This is a genomic window from Streptomyces sp. NPDC030222, assembly GCF_055573115.1.
This window is the reverse complement of the sequence record NZ_JBVICA010000018.1, coordinates 24,374-37,974: the sequence shown is the minus strand read 5'-3', so window position 1 is coordinate 37,974 and position 13,601 is coordinate 24,374. Positions and strand designations below refer to the sequence as shown.

At 70.9% G+C, this 13,601-nt stretch carries 11 protein-coding genes; 10 read left to right on the top strand and 1 reads right to left on the bottom strand.

What is annotated here, in order from left to right; all coding sequences use genetic code 11:
- Nucleotides 1-264: 264 nt before the first annotated feature.
- On the bottom strand, nucleotides 265-2,079 hold the full coding sequence (locus ACZ4Z5_RS24025; protein ID WP_468266016.1) for a bifunctional metallophosphatase/5'-nucleotidase: 1,815 nt from the start codon (nucleotides 2,077-2,079) through the stop codon (nucleotides 265-267).
- Nucleotides 2,080-2,226: 147 nt separating this feature from the next.
- Here ACZ4Z5_RS24025 and mshD point away from each other — a divergent pair, with 147 nt between their 5' ends.
- From mshD to pstA, 10 genes are all read left to right on the top strand, one after another.
- Nucleotides 2,227-3,159 (top strand): mycothiol synthase, encoded by a 933-nt coding sequence (mshD, locus tag ACZ4Z5_RS24020; protein WP_468266014.1) that lies wholly within the window; start codon nucleotides 2,227-2,229, stop codon nucleotides 3,157-3,159.
- A 212-nt stretch (nucleotides 3,160-3,371) separates the two neighbouring features.
- On the top strand, nucleotides 3,372-3,758 hold the full coding sequence (locus ACZ4Z5_RS24015; protein WP_468266012.1) for a GntR family transcriptional regulator: 387 nt from the start codon (nucleotides 3,372-3,374) through the stop codon (nucleotides 3,756-3,758).
- On the top strand, nucleotides 3,755-4,654 hold the full coding sequence (locus ACZ4Z5_RS24010) for an ABC transporter ATP-binding protein (protein ID WP_468266010.1): 900 nt from the start codon (nucleotides 3,755-3,757) through the stop codon (nucleotides 4,652-4,654). Before ACZ4Z5_RS24015 ends, ACZ4Z5_RS24010 begins: the two co-directional genes overlap by 4 nt.
- Complete coding sequence (locus tag ACZ4Z5_RS24005; RefSeq protein WP_468266008.1) at nucleotides 4,651-5,586, top strand: ABC transporter permease; 936 nt, start codon at nucleotides 4,651-4,653, stop codon at nucleotides 5,584-5,586. Before ACZ4Z5_RS24010 ends, ACZ4Z5_RS24005 begins: the two co-directional genes overlap by 4 nt.
- A gap of 211 nt (nucleotides 5,587-5,797) precedes the next feature.
- The gene (locus tag ACZ4Z5_RS24000) at nucleotides 5,798-8,023 is read left to right on the top strand and encodes an RNA degradosome polyphosphate kinase (protein ID WP_468266006.1); all 2,226 of its coding nucleotides are present in this window, start codon (nucleotides 5,798-5,800) and stop codon (nucleotides 8,021-8,023) included.
- 367 nt (nucleotides 8,024-8,390) lie between these two features.
- On the top strand, nucleotides 8,391-9,542 hold the full coding sequence (locus ACZ4Z5_RS23995) for a CHAD domain-containing protein (protein WP_468266239.1): 1,152 nt from the start codon (nucleotides 8,391-8,393) through the stop codon (nucleotides 9,540-9,542).
- Nucleotides 9,543-9,562: 20 nt separating this feature from the next.
- Nucleotides 9,563-10,093, top strand: a complete 531-nt coding sequence (locus ACZ4Z5_RS23990) for an NUDIX hydrolase (protein ID WP_468266237.1) — start codon at nucleotides 9,563-9,565, stop codon at nucleotides 10,091-10,093.
- A gap of 196 nt (nucleotides 10,094-10,289) precedes the next feature.
- Complete coding sequence (gene pstS, locus ACZ4Z5_RS23985) at nucleotides 10,290-11,432, top strand: phosphate ABC transporter substrate-binding protein PstS (protein ID WP_468266004.1); 1,143 nt, start codon at nucleotides 10,290-10,292, stop codon at nucleotides 11,430-11,432.
- 92 nt (nucleotides 11,433-11,524) lie between these two features.
- Nucleotides 11,525-12,514 (top strand): phosphate ABC transporter permease subunit PstC, encoded by a 990-nt coding sequence (gene pstC, locus ACZ4Z5_RS23980; protein ID WP_468266002.1) that lies wholly within the window; start codon nucleotides 11,525-11,527, stop codon nucleotides 12,512-12,514.
- Nucleotides 12,511-13,584: a phosphate ABC transporter permease PstA gene (gene pstA / locus ACZ4Z5_RS23975; protein ID WP_468266000.1), complete on the top strand. Its 1,074-nt coding sequence runs from the start codon at nucleotides 12,511-12,513 to the stop codon at nucleotides 13,582-13,584. The genes pstC and pstA overlap by 4 nt, the downstream gene beginning before the upstream one ends.
- The last annotated feature ends 17 nt before the right edge of the window (nucleotides 13,585-13,601 follow it).

Sequence of the window (13,601 nt, the reverse complement as noted above, 5' to 3'; positions counted from 1 at the left end):
GGATCGCGATCGGCACACGGGAGGATGGCAGACATGGGCATGTCAGAAAATGGTTTACGACGAAACGGAATCCCGGATTTCCGGCCCCCCGGTACGGCGAAGGGGCGGCGGGCCTTCCGGCCCACCGCCCCTGGGTGCGCCACAGACTGGCGTAAGGACTGGCGCAAGGGTGGGTGCGAGGGATGGTGCAAGGGCCGGCGCAAGGACCGGCCACTGCGACCAGCCACGGGGACCGGCCACTAGGACCGGTCCCTGAGACAAGGACTAGCTGAGGACCTTGATCCGGTCGGTCGCCGGCGGGGCGAGCGGCGCGGAGGCGCTGGAGTGGGCCGCCAGGTAGGCGTTGAAGACCTCCAGGTCGGCGACGCCGACCAGCTTGTTCTTGTGCTCCTTCAGCACGGTGAAGCCGTCACCGCCACCGGCGAGGAACTCGTTCATCGCGACGCGGTAGGTCTTCGCCGGGTCGATGGCCTGGCCGTTCAGCTTCACCGAGTCGACGACGATGCGGTCGGCACCGGTCTTCGTCATGTCGAGGGTGTAGGTGAAGCCCTTGGAGACCTGGAGGATCTTCGGGGAGGCGCCGTTCACCGGGCCCGACACCTGCTGCTGGAGCGCGGTGATCAGCTGAGCGCCGGTCAGGTCGACCACGTTCATCATGTTGCCGAAGGGCTGCACGGTGAAGGCCTCGCCGTAGGTCACGACGCCGTCGCCCTCGGCGCCCGAGGCCTTGTGGGCGAGGTCGGAGCGGATGCCACCGGGGTTCATCAGCGCGAGCTGGGCGCCGCCCTTGTCCGCGGGGGCCGTGCCCTCGAGCTGGGCGTCGGCGATCAGGTTGCCGAGCGGCTTCTCGGGCGCGGAGGAACCGCGGCCCGGGATGTCGGCGGAGATGTAGCCCTGCGGCCGGTTCGCGATCGGCGCGGCGAGGGTGTTCCAGCGGCCGATGAGGGCCGTCATGTCGGCGGCCTTCTCCTGGTCCCGGTGCACGACGTGGTTCGCGGACTTCACGGCCGTACGGACGATGTCACCCGTGCGGCGGTCGTACGTCAGCGTGGTGTCCGTGTACAGCCGGCCGATCGAGGCCGCCGAGGTGACCGTGCGCGGGTTGCCCGCCGGGTCCGGAACGGTGCACGCGTACGCCTGGTGGGTGTGGCCGGTGACCAGCGCGTCCACCTTCGGCGTGACGTTCTTGGCGATGTCGACGATCGCGCCCGAGATGCCGGCACCCGCACCCGGGGTGTCGCAGTCGTAGTTGTACGCGCCGGAGGCCGGCTGGCCGCCCTCGTGGATCAGCGCGACGATCGACTTCACGCCCTGGCGGTTGAGCTTGCGGGCGTACTTGTTGATCGTCTCGATCTCGTCGCCGAACTTCAGGCCCTTGACGCCGTCGGCGGTGACGACGTCCGGGGTGCCCTCCAGGGTCACGCCGATGAAGCCGATCTTGACGCCGTTCTTCTTCCACACCCAGTAGGGCTTGAGGATCGGCTTCTTGGTCTTCTCGTCCGTCACGTTGGCGGCGAGGTAGGGGAAGTCCGCGCCCTCGAAGCGCTTCGGCTTGCCCTTGGCCGTCTTCTCGTAACAGCCTTCCTTGGGGTGGCAGCCGCCGTACTGCATGCGCAGCAGCTCGGCCCGGCCCTCGTCGAACTCGTGGTTGCCCACGCTGGTGACGTCGAGGCCCAGCTTGTTCATGGCCTCGATGCTCGGCTCGTCGTGGAAGAGCCCCGACAGCATCGGGCTGCCGCCGATCATGTCACCGGCCGCGGCGGTGACGGAGTAGCGGTGGCCCTCGCGCGCCTTGCGGAGGCTGGTGGCCAGGTACTCGACGCCGCCGGCCGGGATGGCCTTGGTGGTGCCGTCCGCCTGCTTCTCGGTGACGGTTCCGGAGGAACCCTGCGGCGGCTCCAGCGTGCCGTGCAGGTCATTGAACGACAGCAGCTGCACGTCGACGGTGCGCGACGACGGCATGCTCCGGTTCTGGGCTGCTCCGGCCGGCAGAGCCGCGACCAGCGCACCGACGGTGGCGAGTCCGGCAGCGCCGGCAAGTATGCGCCTGGTCGTGCGCTGCTTGTGTTTCGCTGACATATGTTCCCCTTTTGAGTTCTGCAGGCTCGCGGCTGCGACCGGAAGAATACGGTCAACGCGCGTAGCGCAACAGGGCAGAGGGGTTACGACCTGGTTGCCGTTGCCGGACCGTCAGCTTTTGCGCCCTTGCGCCGTAGGCTCGTACACATGACGAACGTGCCACCCGCACTCAACCCCGGACGCGAGATCAACACCTTCGACGAGCTCAGCGACGAGCAGGCGCAGGACGTCCTGGCACTGCTCGCGGAGGCGGCCCGCACCGACGGCGCACAGGCCGTCTCCGAGCAGGGACGGCTCCGGCTGCGCGGCGGCCGGCGGGAAGGCGTCTCGCACCTGCTGCTCACCGAAGGCGGGGAACTCGCCGGATACGCCCAACTTGAGGACACCGACCCGGTGGAGGCCCCCGCCGCGGAACTCGTCGTGCATCCGGCCCACCGCGGACGCGGCCACGGGCGGGCGCTCGGCTCGGCGCTGCTGGGCGCCTCCGGCAAACGGCTGCGGGTGTGGGCGCACGGCGGCAAGTCCGCCGCCCGTCATCTCGCACAGGTGCTCGGCCTCACCCTGTTCCGGGAACTGCGGCAGATGCGCCGCCCGTTGGAGGGCACCGCGGACCTCCCCGAGCCGGTCCTGCCGCCCGGCGTCGCCGTCCGCGCGTTCGTCCCCGGCGACGACGACGAGGCCTGGCTCGCCGCCAACGCGGCCGCGTTCGCCCACCACCCCGAGCAGGGCTCGCTTGCCCAGCGCGACCTCGACGACCGCAAGGCCGAGCCGTGGTTCGACCCCAAGGGCTTCTTCCTCGCCGTGCGCGAGAGCGACGGCGCGATCGTCGGCTTCCACTGGACGAAGGTGCACGCCGAGGAGCAGCTCGGCGAGGTGTACGTGCTCGGCGTCAGCCCGGACGCCCAGGGCGGCGGCCTCGGCAAGGCCCTCACCGCGATCGGGCTGCGCCACCTCGCGGCGCAGCGGCTCCCCACGGCGATGCTCTACGTCGACGCGGACAACAAGGCCGCGGTCTCCGTCTACGAGCGGCTGGGCTTCACGGTGCACGACGTGGACCTGATGTACCGAACGGAATCCTGAGCCGGTCCTGATCCGACCCCGAGCCGGTCCTGATCCGACCCTGAGCCGGTCCTGATCCGACCCCGAGCCGATCCTGATCCGGCCCCGAGCCGGTCCCGAGCCGCCGTGTCCGCGGTGGCCCCGAAACCCCCGAGGGGTGCTGTCGGTTGACAGCACCCCTCTTTTGGATCACCCTTTCACTACTCAATTAGTGAAAGGGTGGAGGCCTCGACGTGGAATACCGCATCGACAGGCGCAGCGGCGTCGCCACGTACCTCCAGATCGTCCAACAGACCAAACAGGCCCTGCGGCTGGGACTCCTGGAACCCGGCGACCGCCTCCCCACGGCCCGCGAGGTCGTGGAGGCCACCGCCGTGAACCCGAACACCGTGCTCAAGGCCTACCGCGAACTGGAGCGCGAAGGTCTCGTCGAAGCCCGCCGCGGCCTCGGCACCTTCGTCCGCCGCACCCTCGGCCGGACCGCACCGGCCGACTCACCGCTCCGCGCCGAACTCGCCGACTGGATGGCCCGCGCACAGCGCGACGGCCTCGAACGGGACGACGTGGCAGCGCTCTTCACGTCCGTACTGGACCAGACGTACAAGGGGGAACCCGCATGACCGACTCCGCCATCGAGGCGGCCGGGCTGGGCAAGCGCTACGGACGGCGGCGCGGCCCCGCGCTGCACGACTGCTCGTTCCGGCTGCCCGCCGGACGCGTCTGCGCCCTCGTCGGCCCCAACGGCGCCGGCAAGTCGACCCTGCTGGCGCTCGCCGCCGGACTGGTCCGCCCCAGCTCCGGCAGCATCCGCGTGCTGGGCACCGACCCTGCCACTGCCCGCGAACGCATTGCCTACGTCAGTCAGGACAAGCCCCTCTACCCCCAGCTCAGCGTCGCCGACACACTGCGGCTGGGCGGCGAGCTCAACCCCGGCCGCTGGGACGCCGCGACCGCCGCACGCATCGCCGACGACCTCGACCCGCGCGCCCGCGTCCGCTCCCTCTCCGGCGGCCAGCGCACCCGGCTCGCGCTCGCCCTGGCCCTCGGAAAGCGCCCGGAACTCCTGCTCCTGGACGAGCCGATGGCCGACCTCGACCCGCTCGCCCGGCACCGGATGATGGGTACGCTCATGGCCGACACCGCCGAACGGGGCACCACGGTCGTCATGTCCTCGCACATCCTCACCGAGTTGGAGGGCGCCTGCGACTACGTCCTCCTCGTCGACGGCGGCCGGATACGCCTCGGCGGCGAAGCCGAGGACATCGTCGCCGCACACGCCCTCGTCACCGGCCCGGTCCGCGACCTCGCACCGCACACCGTCGTCGAGTCCCGCACGACCGGTCGTCAGCTCACCGCCCTCGTACGTCCCGAGGGCCGCCTCCCCGACGACTGGCAGACCGTCGAACCCACCCTGGAGGACCTCCTGCTCGCCCACCTGCGCGCCCCCGACGCGCCACCGCTGCTGACACCGAGCGCGGCCGGCCGGGACGCGAACGAGGCGGGGGTGGCGGCATGAGCGCACTCACGCTGCGCGGCCCGTACTGGGTCGCGGTACGCCAGCACCGCACGGCGCTGTGGAGCGTGCTGGGACTGCTCGTGGTGGGGATCGGGGCGCTGGCGGTGCTGCGTCTCACCTATGCGCCCCACAGCGAGAGCTTGTGCATCAGCGACGCCCTCTGTGACGACACGGGCGCGGTCTACGGGTTCGTCGGCACTTGGCTGCGGCTGGTCCTCCAGTACGCCGGTCTGGCCCTCATGGTCCTGCCCGTCGCCGTCGCGGCGTTCGCGGCCGGACCGCTCGTCGGCCGCGAGCTGGAGTCCGGGACGTACAAGCTGGCATGGACCCAGTCGGGCACCCCTGCCCGATGGCTCACGGCCAGGCTGCTGCTGGTCGCCGTGATCGTCTCTGCGGGTGCGCTCCTGACGGGCGCAGCGTTCCGGTGGGGCCGGGAAGCCCTCCCGCAGGACTGGTTCGTACTGTGGGACAAGATCGTGTACGCGGCCACCGGAACCACCGCGCCCGCCCATGCCCTGCTGGGGCTCGCGATCGGGGTCCTGGCCGGGCTGTTGCTGCGCCGGGCGTTCCTCGCCATGGCCGTGGCGGGCGCGGTGACCTCCGGGACGGTGCTCGCGGCGATCGTGCTCCGTCCGTACTTCTGGCCGGTGCTCACCGTCGTCGGCGACAGCCCGGATTCCGGAACCAACTGGTGGGTCACGTTCGGCATGGTGAACGCCGAGGGGGAGCGTCTCGCCTGGGACGAGTGCCCCGTTGACCAGGCCCCCGAAGCGTGCATGGCCACGCTCGGGCGGCCGGTGCAGGAGTTCGTCGACTACCACCCCTCCTCGCACCTCTGGCCCATCCAACTCGTCGAGACCGGCATCGCGCTCGCCCTCACCGCCGCAGTGCTCTGCGCGGCGTTCCGCGTCCTGCGCAGCAGGCACGCCTGACCAGGCCCGCCACCACCGGCCGACATGATCGACGCATGCGGGGTACCCCCGGGTACCCCGCACGTCATGTCCCCGTTACCGGGCATTCAGACGCGCTTGCGAGGCTCACGGAATGCAGCCCGCCGTGCCCTCACCTCGGAAGCTGAGACCCGCGATCATTTCGGTGGACTCCGACGCGCCCGAAACCCCCTCTGCGCGGAACAATGGGTATATGAGCCAGCAGCCCAGCGCCGAGGTCCCGCTCCAGAACGTCCAGCCGTCCGTCGGCTCCATAGCCGCGCACCGGCAGCACGTCGTGACGGCCACCGTCTCCGAACTCGAGCCCGAGGTGGATTCGGACCTCGACAGCTACGAAGAGGAGGCCGGTGCCGGAGAGCTGCCCCCCGGCCGGTTCCTGGACCGGGAACGCAGCTGGCTCGCGTTCAACGAGCGGGTGCTGGAACTCGCCGAGGACCCGGCGACCCCGCTGCTGGAGCGCGCCAACTTCCTCGCGATCTTCGCGTCGAACCTCGACGAGTTCTTCATGGTCCGGGTGGCCGGCCTGAAGCGCCGTATCGCCACCGGCGTCGCCACCCGTTCCGCGTCCGGCCTCCAGCCCCGTGAGGTGCTGGACCTGATCTGGACCCGCTCCCGTGAGCTCATGGCCCGGCACGCCGCGTGCTTCCAGCACGACGTCGCCCCGGCCCTGGCCGACGAGGGCATCCACCTCATCCGCTGGCCCGAGCTGACCGAGAAGGAGCAGGCCCGCCTGTTCACCCTCTTCCGGCAGCAGATCTTCCCCGTGCTCACCCCGCTGGCCGTTGACCCGGCACACCCCTTCCCGTACATCTCCGGCCTGTCCCTGAACCTCGCCGTCGTGGTGCGGAACCCGGTCAGCGGCCACCGCCACTTCGCACGGGTCAAGGTCCCGCCGCTGCTGTCCCGCTTCCTGGAGGCCTCGCCGCAGCGGTACGTGCCGCTGGAGGACGTCATCGCGGCGCACCTGGAAGAGCTCTTCCCCGGCATGGAGATCCTGGCCCACCACATGTTCCGGGTGACCCGGAACGAGGACCTGGAGGTCGAGGAGGACGACGCGGAGAACCTGCTCCAGGCCCTGGAGAAGGAGCTCATGCGGCGCCGCTTCGGGCCCCCGGTGCGGCTGGAGGTCGAGGAGTCCATCGATCCGTACGTCCTCGACCTGCTGGTCCGCGAGCTGAAGATCTCCGAGTCCGAGGTCTACCCGCTGCCCGGGCCGCTGGACCTCACCGGCCTCTTCGGGATCGCGGCGCAGGACCGGCCCGAGCTGAAGTACCCGAAGTACGTGGCCGGCACCCACCGCGACCTCGCCGAGGTCGAGTCCGCCTCCGCACCGGACATCTTCGCCGCGCTCCGCGAACGGGACGTGCTGCTGCACCACCCGTACGACTCGTTCTCCACGTCCGTACAGGCGTTCCTGGAGCAGGCGGCCGCCGACCCGGACGTCCTCGCGATCAAGCAGACCCTGTACCGGACCTCCGGCGACTCGCCGATCGTCGACGCGCTCATAGACGCCGCCGAGTCCGGCAAGCAGGTCCTCGTCCTCGTCGAGATCAAGGCGCGCTTCGACGAGCAGGCCAACATCAAGTGGGCGCGGAAGCTGGAGGAAGCCGGCTGCCACGTGGTCTACGGCCTGGTCGGTCTGAAGACCCACTGCAAGCTGTCGCTGGTCGTCCGCCAGGAGGGCGAGACGCTGCGTCGCTACGCGCACGTCGGCACCGGCAACTACCACCCGAAGACCGCCCGGCTCTACGAGGACCTCGGCCTGCTCACCGCCGACCCGCAGGTCGGCGCGGACCTCTCCGACCTGTTCAACCGGCTGTCCGGCTACTCGCGCCGCGAGACCTACCGCCGGCTGCTCGTCGCCCCCAAGTCGCTGCGCGACGGTCTGATCTCCCGCATCAACAAGGAGATCGCGCACCACCGGGCCGGCCGGCACGCCTCCGTGCGCATCAAGGCCAACTCGATGGTCGACGAGGCGATCATCGACGCCCTCTACCGGGCGTCGCAGGCCGGTGTACCGGTCGACGTCTGGGTGCGCGGCATCTGCGCACTCCGCCCCGGGGTGCCCGGTATGTCGGAGAACATCCGGGTCCGCTCGATCCTCGGACGTTTCCTGGAGCACTCCCGGATCTTCGCCTTCGGCAACGGCGGAGAGCCCGAGGTGTGGCTGGGCAGCGCCGACATGATGCACCGCAACCTCGACCGGCGGATCGAGGCGCTGGTGCGGGTCGCCGACCCCGCGCACCGCGCATCCCTCATGCGCATGCTGGAAACCGGCATGGCCGACACCACGTCCTCCTGGCACCTGGGGCCCGACGGCAACTGGACCCGGCACTCGACGGACGGGGACGGGCAGCAGCTGCCCCACATCCAGGAAATGCTGATCGACGCCCGGAGGCGGCGGCGTGCAAAACCCTGACGCGATCCCTCTGCCCACCTCCCGGCCCCCTACGGACCTACACCCCACGGGGCGGCAGCCGGCACCCGGCATGCCGGTCCCCGGCGCTCGACCGGAAACCTCGCTGCTCGCGCCCCGTCCGAGCACCGACGGTGCCCCGGCCCTCACCGCCGGGCTCCCCGGGGCCCCCGGGCACTTCGGATTTTCGGGGTCCGACGCGGTCGCTCCGGACGCCCCGGCTGCAAGGGAGCCTCGGAAGGCCGGGACGACGTCCCCCGCGACCGACGACAGCACGGCCGACGACGGCACGACCGCCGACGGCACGACCGGCGGCTACGGCGGCACGGCGGCCCACGGCGCGATCACCGGCCAGGGCGTCCTCGTCGCGATGACTCCCGGGCTTCCCGCCGGACAGGCGGTCGTGCCCTACCTGAACGAGCGGGCCGCGGAGTTCCTGCGGAGCCTGCGGCGGCACAGCGAGAGCGGGCCGGCCGCCGAGGAGTCCGAGGCGGCCGTACGCGCGCTCAGGTGTTCGGCCCGGCGGATCAGCGCCACGCTGCACACCTTCCGGCCGCTGCTCGACCCCGTCTGGGCCGACCACCTGCGCACGGAGCTGGCCTGGCTGTCCGGCACGCTGGCCCGCGAGCACGCGTACGCGGCACGCCTCGCCCGGCTGCTCGACGCGCTGTCCCGGCTCAGCGGCACCCGCCCCGTCCCGGCTCCCCGTACCGATCCGGACGGCGACCGGGCGGCCGGCCCGGTGGCACCCGCGGTGGCGGGGGCCCAGCGGGGGGCCGTGAACGTGGGCGCGGCCCGGGCCGGCGCGCTCCTGGACCGGCAGCTCACCCTTGCCCGGAACCGCGCCCACTCCGCGGCGCTGCAGGCCCTCGGTTCGTCCCGGTTCCACGCCGTCGCGGACGCCGTCGCCTTACTGGCCTCCGACGTGCCCCTCGGCCCGGCGGCCGACGCGTCGGCCGCCGAGGTCCTGCCGGCCGTCGCCGAACTCGCCGAGCGGAAGCTCACGGAGGCGGTGGCCGCGCTGCCCCTGCAGCGCGCCGCCCACCCGTACAACGCCGAGGCCCTCGTCGACGGACTCGCCGAGTCCGTCGCGCAGGACGCCCCCTGGCTCCAGGTGCGGCTCCAGCTGAGGCTGCACCGGTACGCGCAGGAGGTGCTCGGCCGGTGCGCGCCCGCCACGGCCACCCCGGCCGACACCCACGGCACCGTCGGCTCGGCAGCCGGCACGGGCCGCGGAATCGGGACGGATCCCGCAACGGGCACGGACCCCGGGACCGGGACGGATCCCGCAACGGGGACGGACCCCGGCGCGGAACGGCTGCGCGTCGCCGCGCGCGCCCTGGACCGGCACCGGGACGCGGCGGAGGCCGCCACGGCGGCCGCCTCCGCCGCGAGGACCCCGCGAATCGCCCCGGCCACCGCCTACGCCCTCGGCGTGCTGCACGCCGACCAGCGACACGAGGTGGAGGCGGCCCGGTTCGCGTTCCAGCAGGCGTGGCAGCCGGCGGTGGCGGTCACCTGATGAGCTCCGCCGGCACGCACATGGCCGGTTCCGGCGCGACCCCCGTACTCGCCGCCGGGTGCGTGCTCTGGCGCCGTTCGCCGTCCGGCGGCGGCGCCCCGGCGCCCGGCAGCGGTTTCCTGTCGGCCGGCGACGACACCGATCCCACCGGCGGCCACTTCCGGCCTCCCGGCCCCCGCCTCTTGCCGTACGGCGCCGGGATCGAGATCTGTCTGGTGCACCGCCCCAAGTACGACGACTGGTCGCATCCGAAGGGGAAGCTGAAGCGGGGCGAGACGCTGCGCGAGTGCGCGGTCCGCGAGGTGCTGGAGGAGACCGGGATCCGGTGCACGCTCGGTCCCCCGCTGCCCACCGTCCGCTATTGGGCGAACGGCCGCCCGAAGGAGGTTGCATACTGGGCAGCCGAAGCACCCGAATGGGGGAATTTCGAACCGAGCCGGGAAGTCGACCAGGTGGCGTGGCTGCCACCGCGGGCCGCCAGACGGCGTCTCACGCAGCCCCGCGACCAGGACCTCCTCCACGCTCTGCTGTCGATCTTTCACTCCGCGTGAACATCCGAGTGGAGGCGCGGCACCACGCCGTCCGGCATGGTTCACCTTCCGTTCACTCTCCCCCGTCGGCCGCTTCACCTGTCCTGCCTAATTTCGAGTCGTCACGGTGGGCAGCTCGACCGAGTGCGCCCCCTCCCTCTTCGCACGCCGCCGTACAAAGTGAGAAACCGGCGGCTCCTGGAAGGAACACCCGAAAGTGAAGCTTCAGCGCAAGAACCGGCTTCGCGCCACCGCGCTCGGCGTCCTCGCCGTCTCCGGCGCCCTGGTCCTCACGGCGTGCGGTTCGGACAACAACACCGGCTCCACCGGCGGTACCGGCGGCGGCGACAAGACGACTGCCGCGTCCAACATCAAGTGCGACGACGCCAAGGGCCAGCTGCTCGCAGCCGGGTCGACGGCCCAGAAGAACGCCATGGACCGGTGGGTGAAGGACTTCCAGGCGGCCTGCTCCGGCGTCGAGATCAACTACCAGGCCATCGGCTCCGGCGGCGGCATCACCAAGTTCAACCAGGGACAGGTCGCCTTCGCCGGCTCCGACTCCGCGCTGAAGCCGGAGGAGGTCGAGGCGTCCAAGAAGGTCTGCACGGGCGGCCAGGGCATCAACCTCCCGATGGTCGGCGGCCCGGTCGCGATCGGCTACAACCTGGACGGCGTGGACAACCTCGTCCTCGACGCCTCCACCCTGGCGAAGATCTTCGACTCGAAGATCACCAAGTGGAACGACGCAGCGATCGCCAAGCTCAACCCGGGCGTCAAGCTCCCCGATGCCGCGATCCAGGCCTTCCACCGCTCGGACGAGTCCGGCACCACCCAGAACCTGCACAAGTACCTGTCCGAGGCCGCCGCGTCGGACTGGAAGCACGACCCGAAGTCGAAGTCGTGGCTCGCCCCCGGTGGCCAGGCCGCCAACGGCTCCTCCGGTGTCGCCGCCCAGGTGAAGCAGACGCAGGGTTCGATCGGCTACTTCGAGCTGTCGTACGCCACCGCCCAGTCCATCAAGACCGTCAAGCTGAACACCGGTGCCGCCGCCCCCGTCGAGGCGACCACCGAGAACGCCTCCAAGGCCATCGCCGCGGCCAAGGTCAAGGGCACCGGCAACGACATGGCCCTGTCCCTCGACTACACGACCAAGGCCGATGGCGCCTACCCGATCATCCTGGTGACCTACGAGATCGCCTGCGACAAGGGCAACAAGGCGGAGACCCTGCCCACCCTGAAGGCGTTCCTCAACTACACCGTCAGCGATGAGGGCCAGAAGGTCCTCTCCGAGGCCGGATACGCGCCGCTGCCGGCCGAGGTGGCGGCCAAGGTCCGTCAGATCGTCCCGAACCTGTCCTGATGTCCGGCCGGGGCCGGCCCAATCCCGGGCCGGCCCCGGCATCCGGTGCACCGCCGCCAGGAGCCCACCGGCTCCGCAGACCGGAGACCCCGATGGATACCGCAACCACCACCACACCACCGCCGCCCCGCGACCGAGATCGTGCGGGCGCCGGACGGAGCCGCCTCGGCGACCGCGTCTTCCTGGGCATGTCCCGGGGGTCCGGGATCTCACTCCTCGTGATCATGGCCGCGATCGGCGGCTTCCTCACCTACCGTGCCGCGCTCGCCATCTCGAAGGACGACGCGAACTTCTTCACCACCTCCGAGTGGAACCCGGCCGGCAACCCGCCGGTCTTCGGCATCGCCGTCCTGGCCTTCGGCACGATCGTCAGCTCGGTCATCGCGATGCTGATCGCCGTGCCGGTCGCCATCGGCATCGCGCTCTTCATCTCCCACTACGCACCGCGCAAGGTCGCCGGCCCGCTGGCCTACATCGTCGACCTGCTCGCCGCCGTGCCCAGCATCATCTACGGCCTGTGGGGCGCCATCTTCCTGGTGCCGTACCTCGGCGGCCTGAACTCGTGGCTGAACGAGTACCTGGGCTGGACGTACATCTTCGAGAAGACCACCGAAGGCGTCGCCCGCAACCTGTTCACCGTGGGAATCCTCCTGGCGATCATGATCCTGCCGATCGTCACCAACGTGACCCGTGAGGTCTTCCTCCAGGTGCCCCGCATGCATGAAGAGGCCGCGCTCGCCCTCGGCGCCACCCGCTGGGAAGTCATCCGCATGTCGGTGCTCCCCTTCGGTCGCTCCGGCATCATCAGCGCCTCCATGCTGGGCCTGGGCCGTGCGCTCGGCGAGACGATGGCCGTGGCCGTCGTCCTCTCCCCGAGCTTCGTCATCTCCGGGCACCTCCTCGACCCCGGCGGCGGCACCTTCGCCCAGAACATCGCCGCCAAGTTCAACGAGGCCGACGAGTTCGGCCGGGACGCGCTGATCGCCTCCGGTCTCGTCCTCTTCGTCATCACTCTGCTGGTCAACGGTGCGGCCCGCGCGATCATCGCCCGCCGCAAGGAGTACTCGGGGGCCAACGCATGAGCCAGGTCGTCCACGACAAGCGTCCGGTGGCCGCCGTGCGCAACGCACCGCTCTCACACGCGCGTCTCCCGCGCTGGGCCCCGGCCGCCATCGCGGTCGGCTCCGTCGCCGCCGGCTGCGGCATCGGCCTGGCGGCGGGATGGCAGAGCCGCGTCCAATGGGGCCTGATCGCCGCGCTGGTCTTCGTGATCGCCACGTACGTGATCACCGCCGCCGTCGAGAACGGCCGCCAGGCGAAGGACCGCGTCGCCACCAGCCTGGTCTGGGTCTGCTTCGTCCTCGCCGTCGTACCGCTGCTCTCCCTGAGCTGGGTCACGGTCTCCAAGGGCCTGCAGGTCCTCGACGGCTACTTCCTCGGCCACTCCATGAACGGCGTCCTCGACGCCGAGCCCGGCGGCGGCATCTACCACGCCCTCCTCGGCACCATCGAGCAGGTCCTCATCGCGACGGTGATCGCCGCGCCCATCGGCATGCTCACCGCGATCTACCTGGTCGAGTACGGACGCGGAACACTCGCCCGTGCCGTCACGTTCTTCGTCGACGTCATGACCGGCATTCCCTCGATCGTCGCGGGCCTGTTCGTCCTCGCCACCTGGAACCTGATGCTGGGCTTCGGCCCCTCCGGATTCGCCGGCGCCCTTGCCCTCGCCATCCTGATGATGCCGGTGGTCGTGCGCTCCACGGAGGAGATGCTCAAGCTCGTCCCCAACGAGCTGCGCGAGGCCTCCCTCGCTCTCGGTGTACCGAAGTGGCGGACCATCCTGAAGGTCGTCCTGCCGACCGCCATCGGTGGCATCACCACCGGTGTGATGCTCGCCGTCGCGCGTATCACCGGTGAGACCGCCCCCGTCCTCCTGCTGGTCTTCGGCACGAAGCTCATCAACCCGAACCCCTTCGAAGGCGCCCAGTCCTCGCTGCCGCTGTACGTGTACGAGCAGTACGCCGTCGGCACCGACGCCTCGATCGCCCGCGCCTGGGCAGCAGCCCTGGTGCTGATCGCCTTCGTCATGATTCTCAACCTGGTGGCCCGCGGCATCGCCCGCTGGAAGGCCCCGAAGACCGGCCGCTGAGGCCTCCTGGAAGTGAT

Bases quoted from the DNA above. Each gene is read 5' to 3' on its own strand.
- ACZ4Z5_RS24025 (WP_468266016.1), bottom strand. From the start codon at position 2,079: ATGTCAGCGAAACACAAGCAGCGCACGACCAGGCGCATACTTGCCGGC.
- mshD (WP_468266014.1), top strand. From the start codon at position 2,227: ATGACGAACGTGCCACCCGCACTCAACCCCGGACGCGAGATCAACACC.
- ACZ4Z5_RS24010 (WP_468266010.1), top strand. From the start codon at position 3,755: ATGACCGACTCCGCCATCGAGGCGGCCGGGCTGGGCAAGCGCTACGGA.
- ACZ4Z5_RS24005 (WP_468266008.1), top strand. From the start codon at position 4,651: ATGAGCGCACTCACGCTGCGCGGCCCGTACTGGGTCGCGGTACGCCAG.
- ACZ4Z5_RS24000 (WP_468266006.1), top strand. From the start codon at position 5,798: ATGAGCCAGCAGCCCAGCGCCGAGGTCCCGCTCCAGAACGTCCAGCCG.
- ACZ4Z5_RS23995 (WP_468266239.1), top strand. From the start codon at position 8,391: ATGACTCCCGGGCTTCCCGCCGGACAGGCGGTCGTGCCCTACCTGAAC.
- ACZ4Z5_RS23990 (WP_468266237.1), top strand. From the start codon at position 9,563: ATGGCCGGTTCCGGCGCGACCCCCGTACTCGCCGCCGGGTGCGTGCTC.
- pstC (WP_468266002.1), top strand. From the start codon at position 11,525: ATGGATACCGCAACCACCACCACACCACCGCCGCCCCGCGACCGAGAT.
- pstA (WP_468266000.1), top strand. From the start codon at position 12,511: ATGAGCCAGGTCGTCCACGACAAGCGTCCGGTGGCCGCCGTGCGCAAC.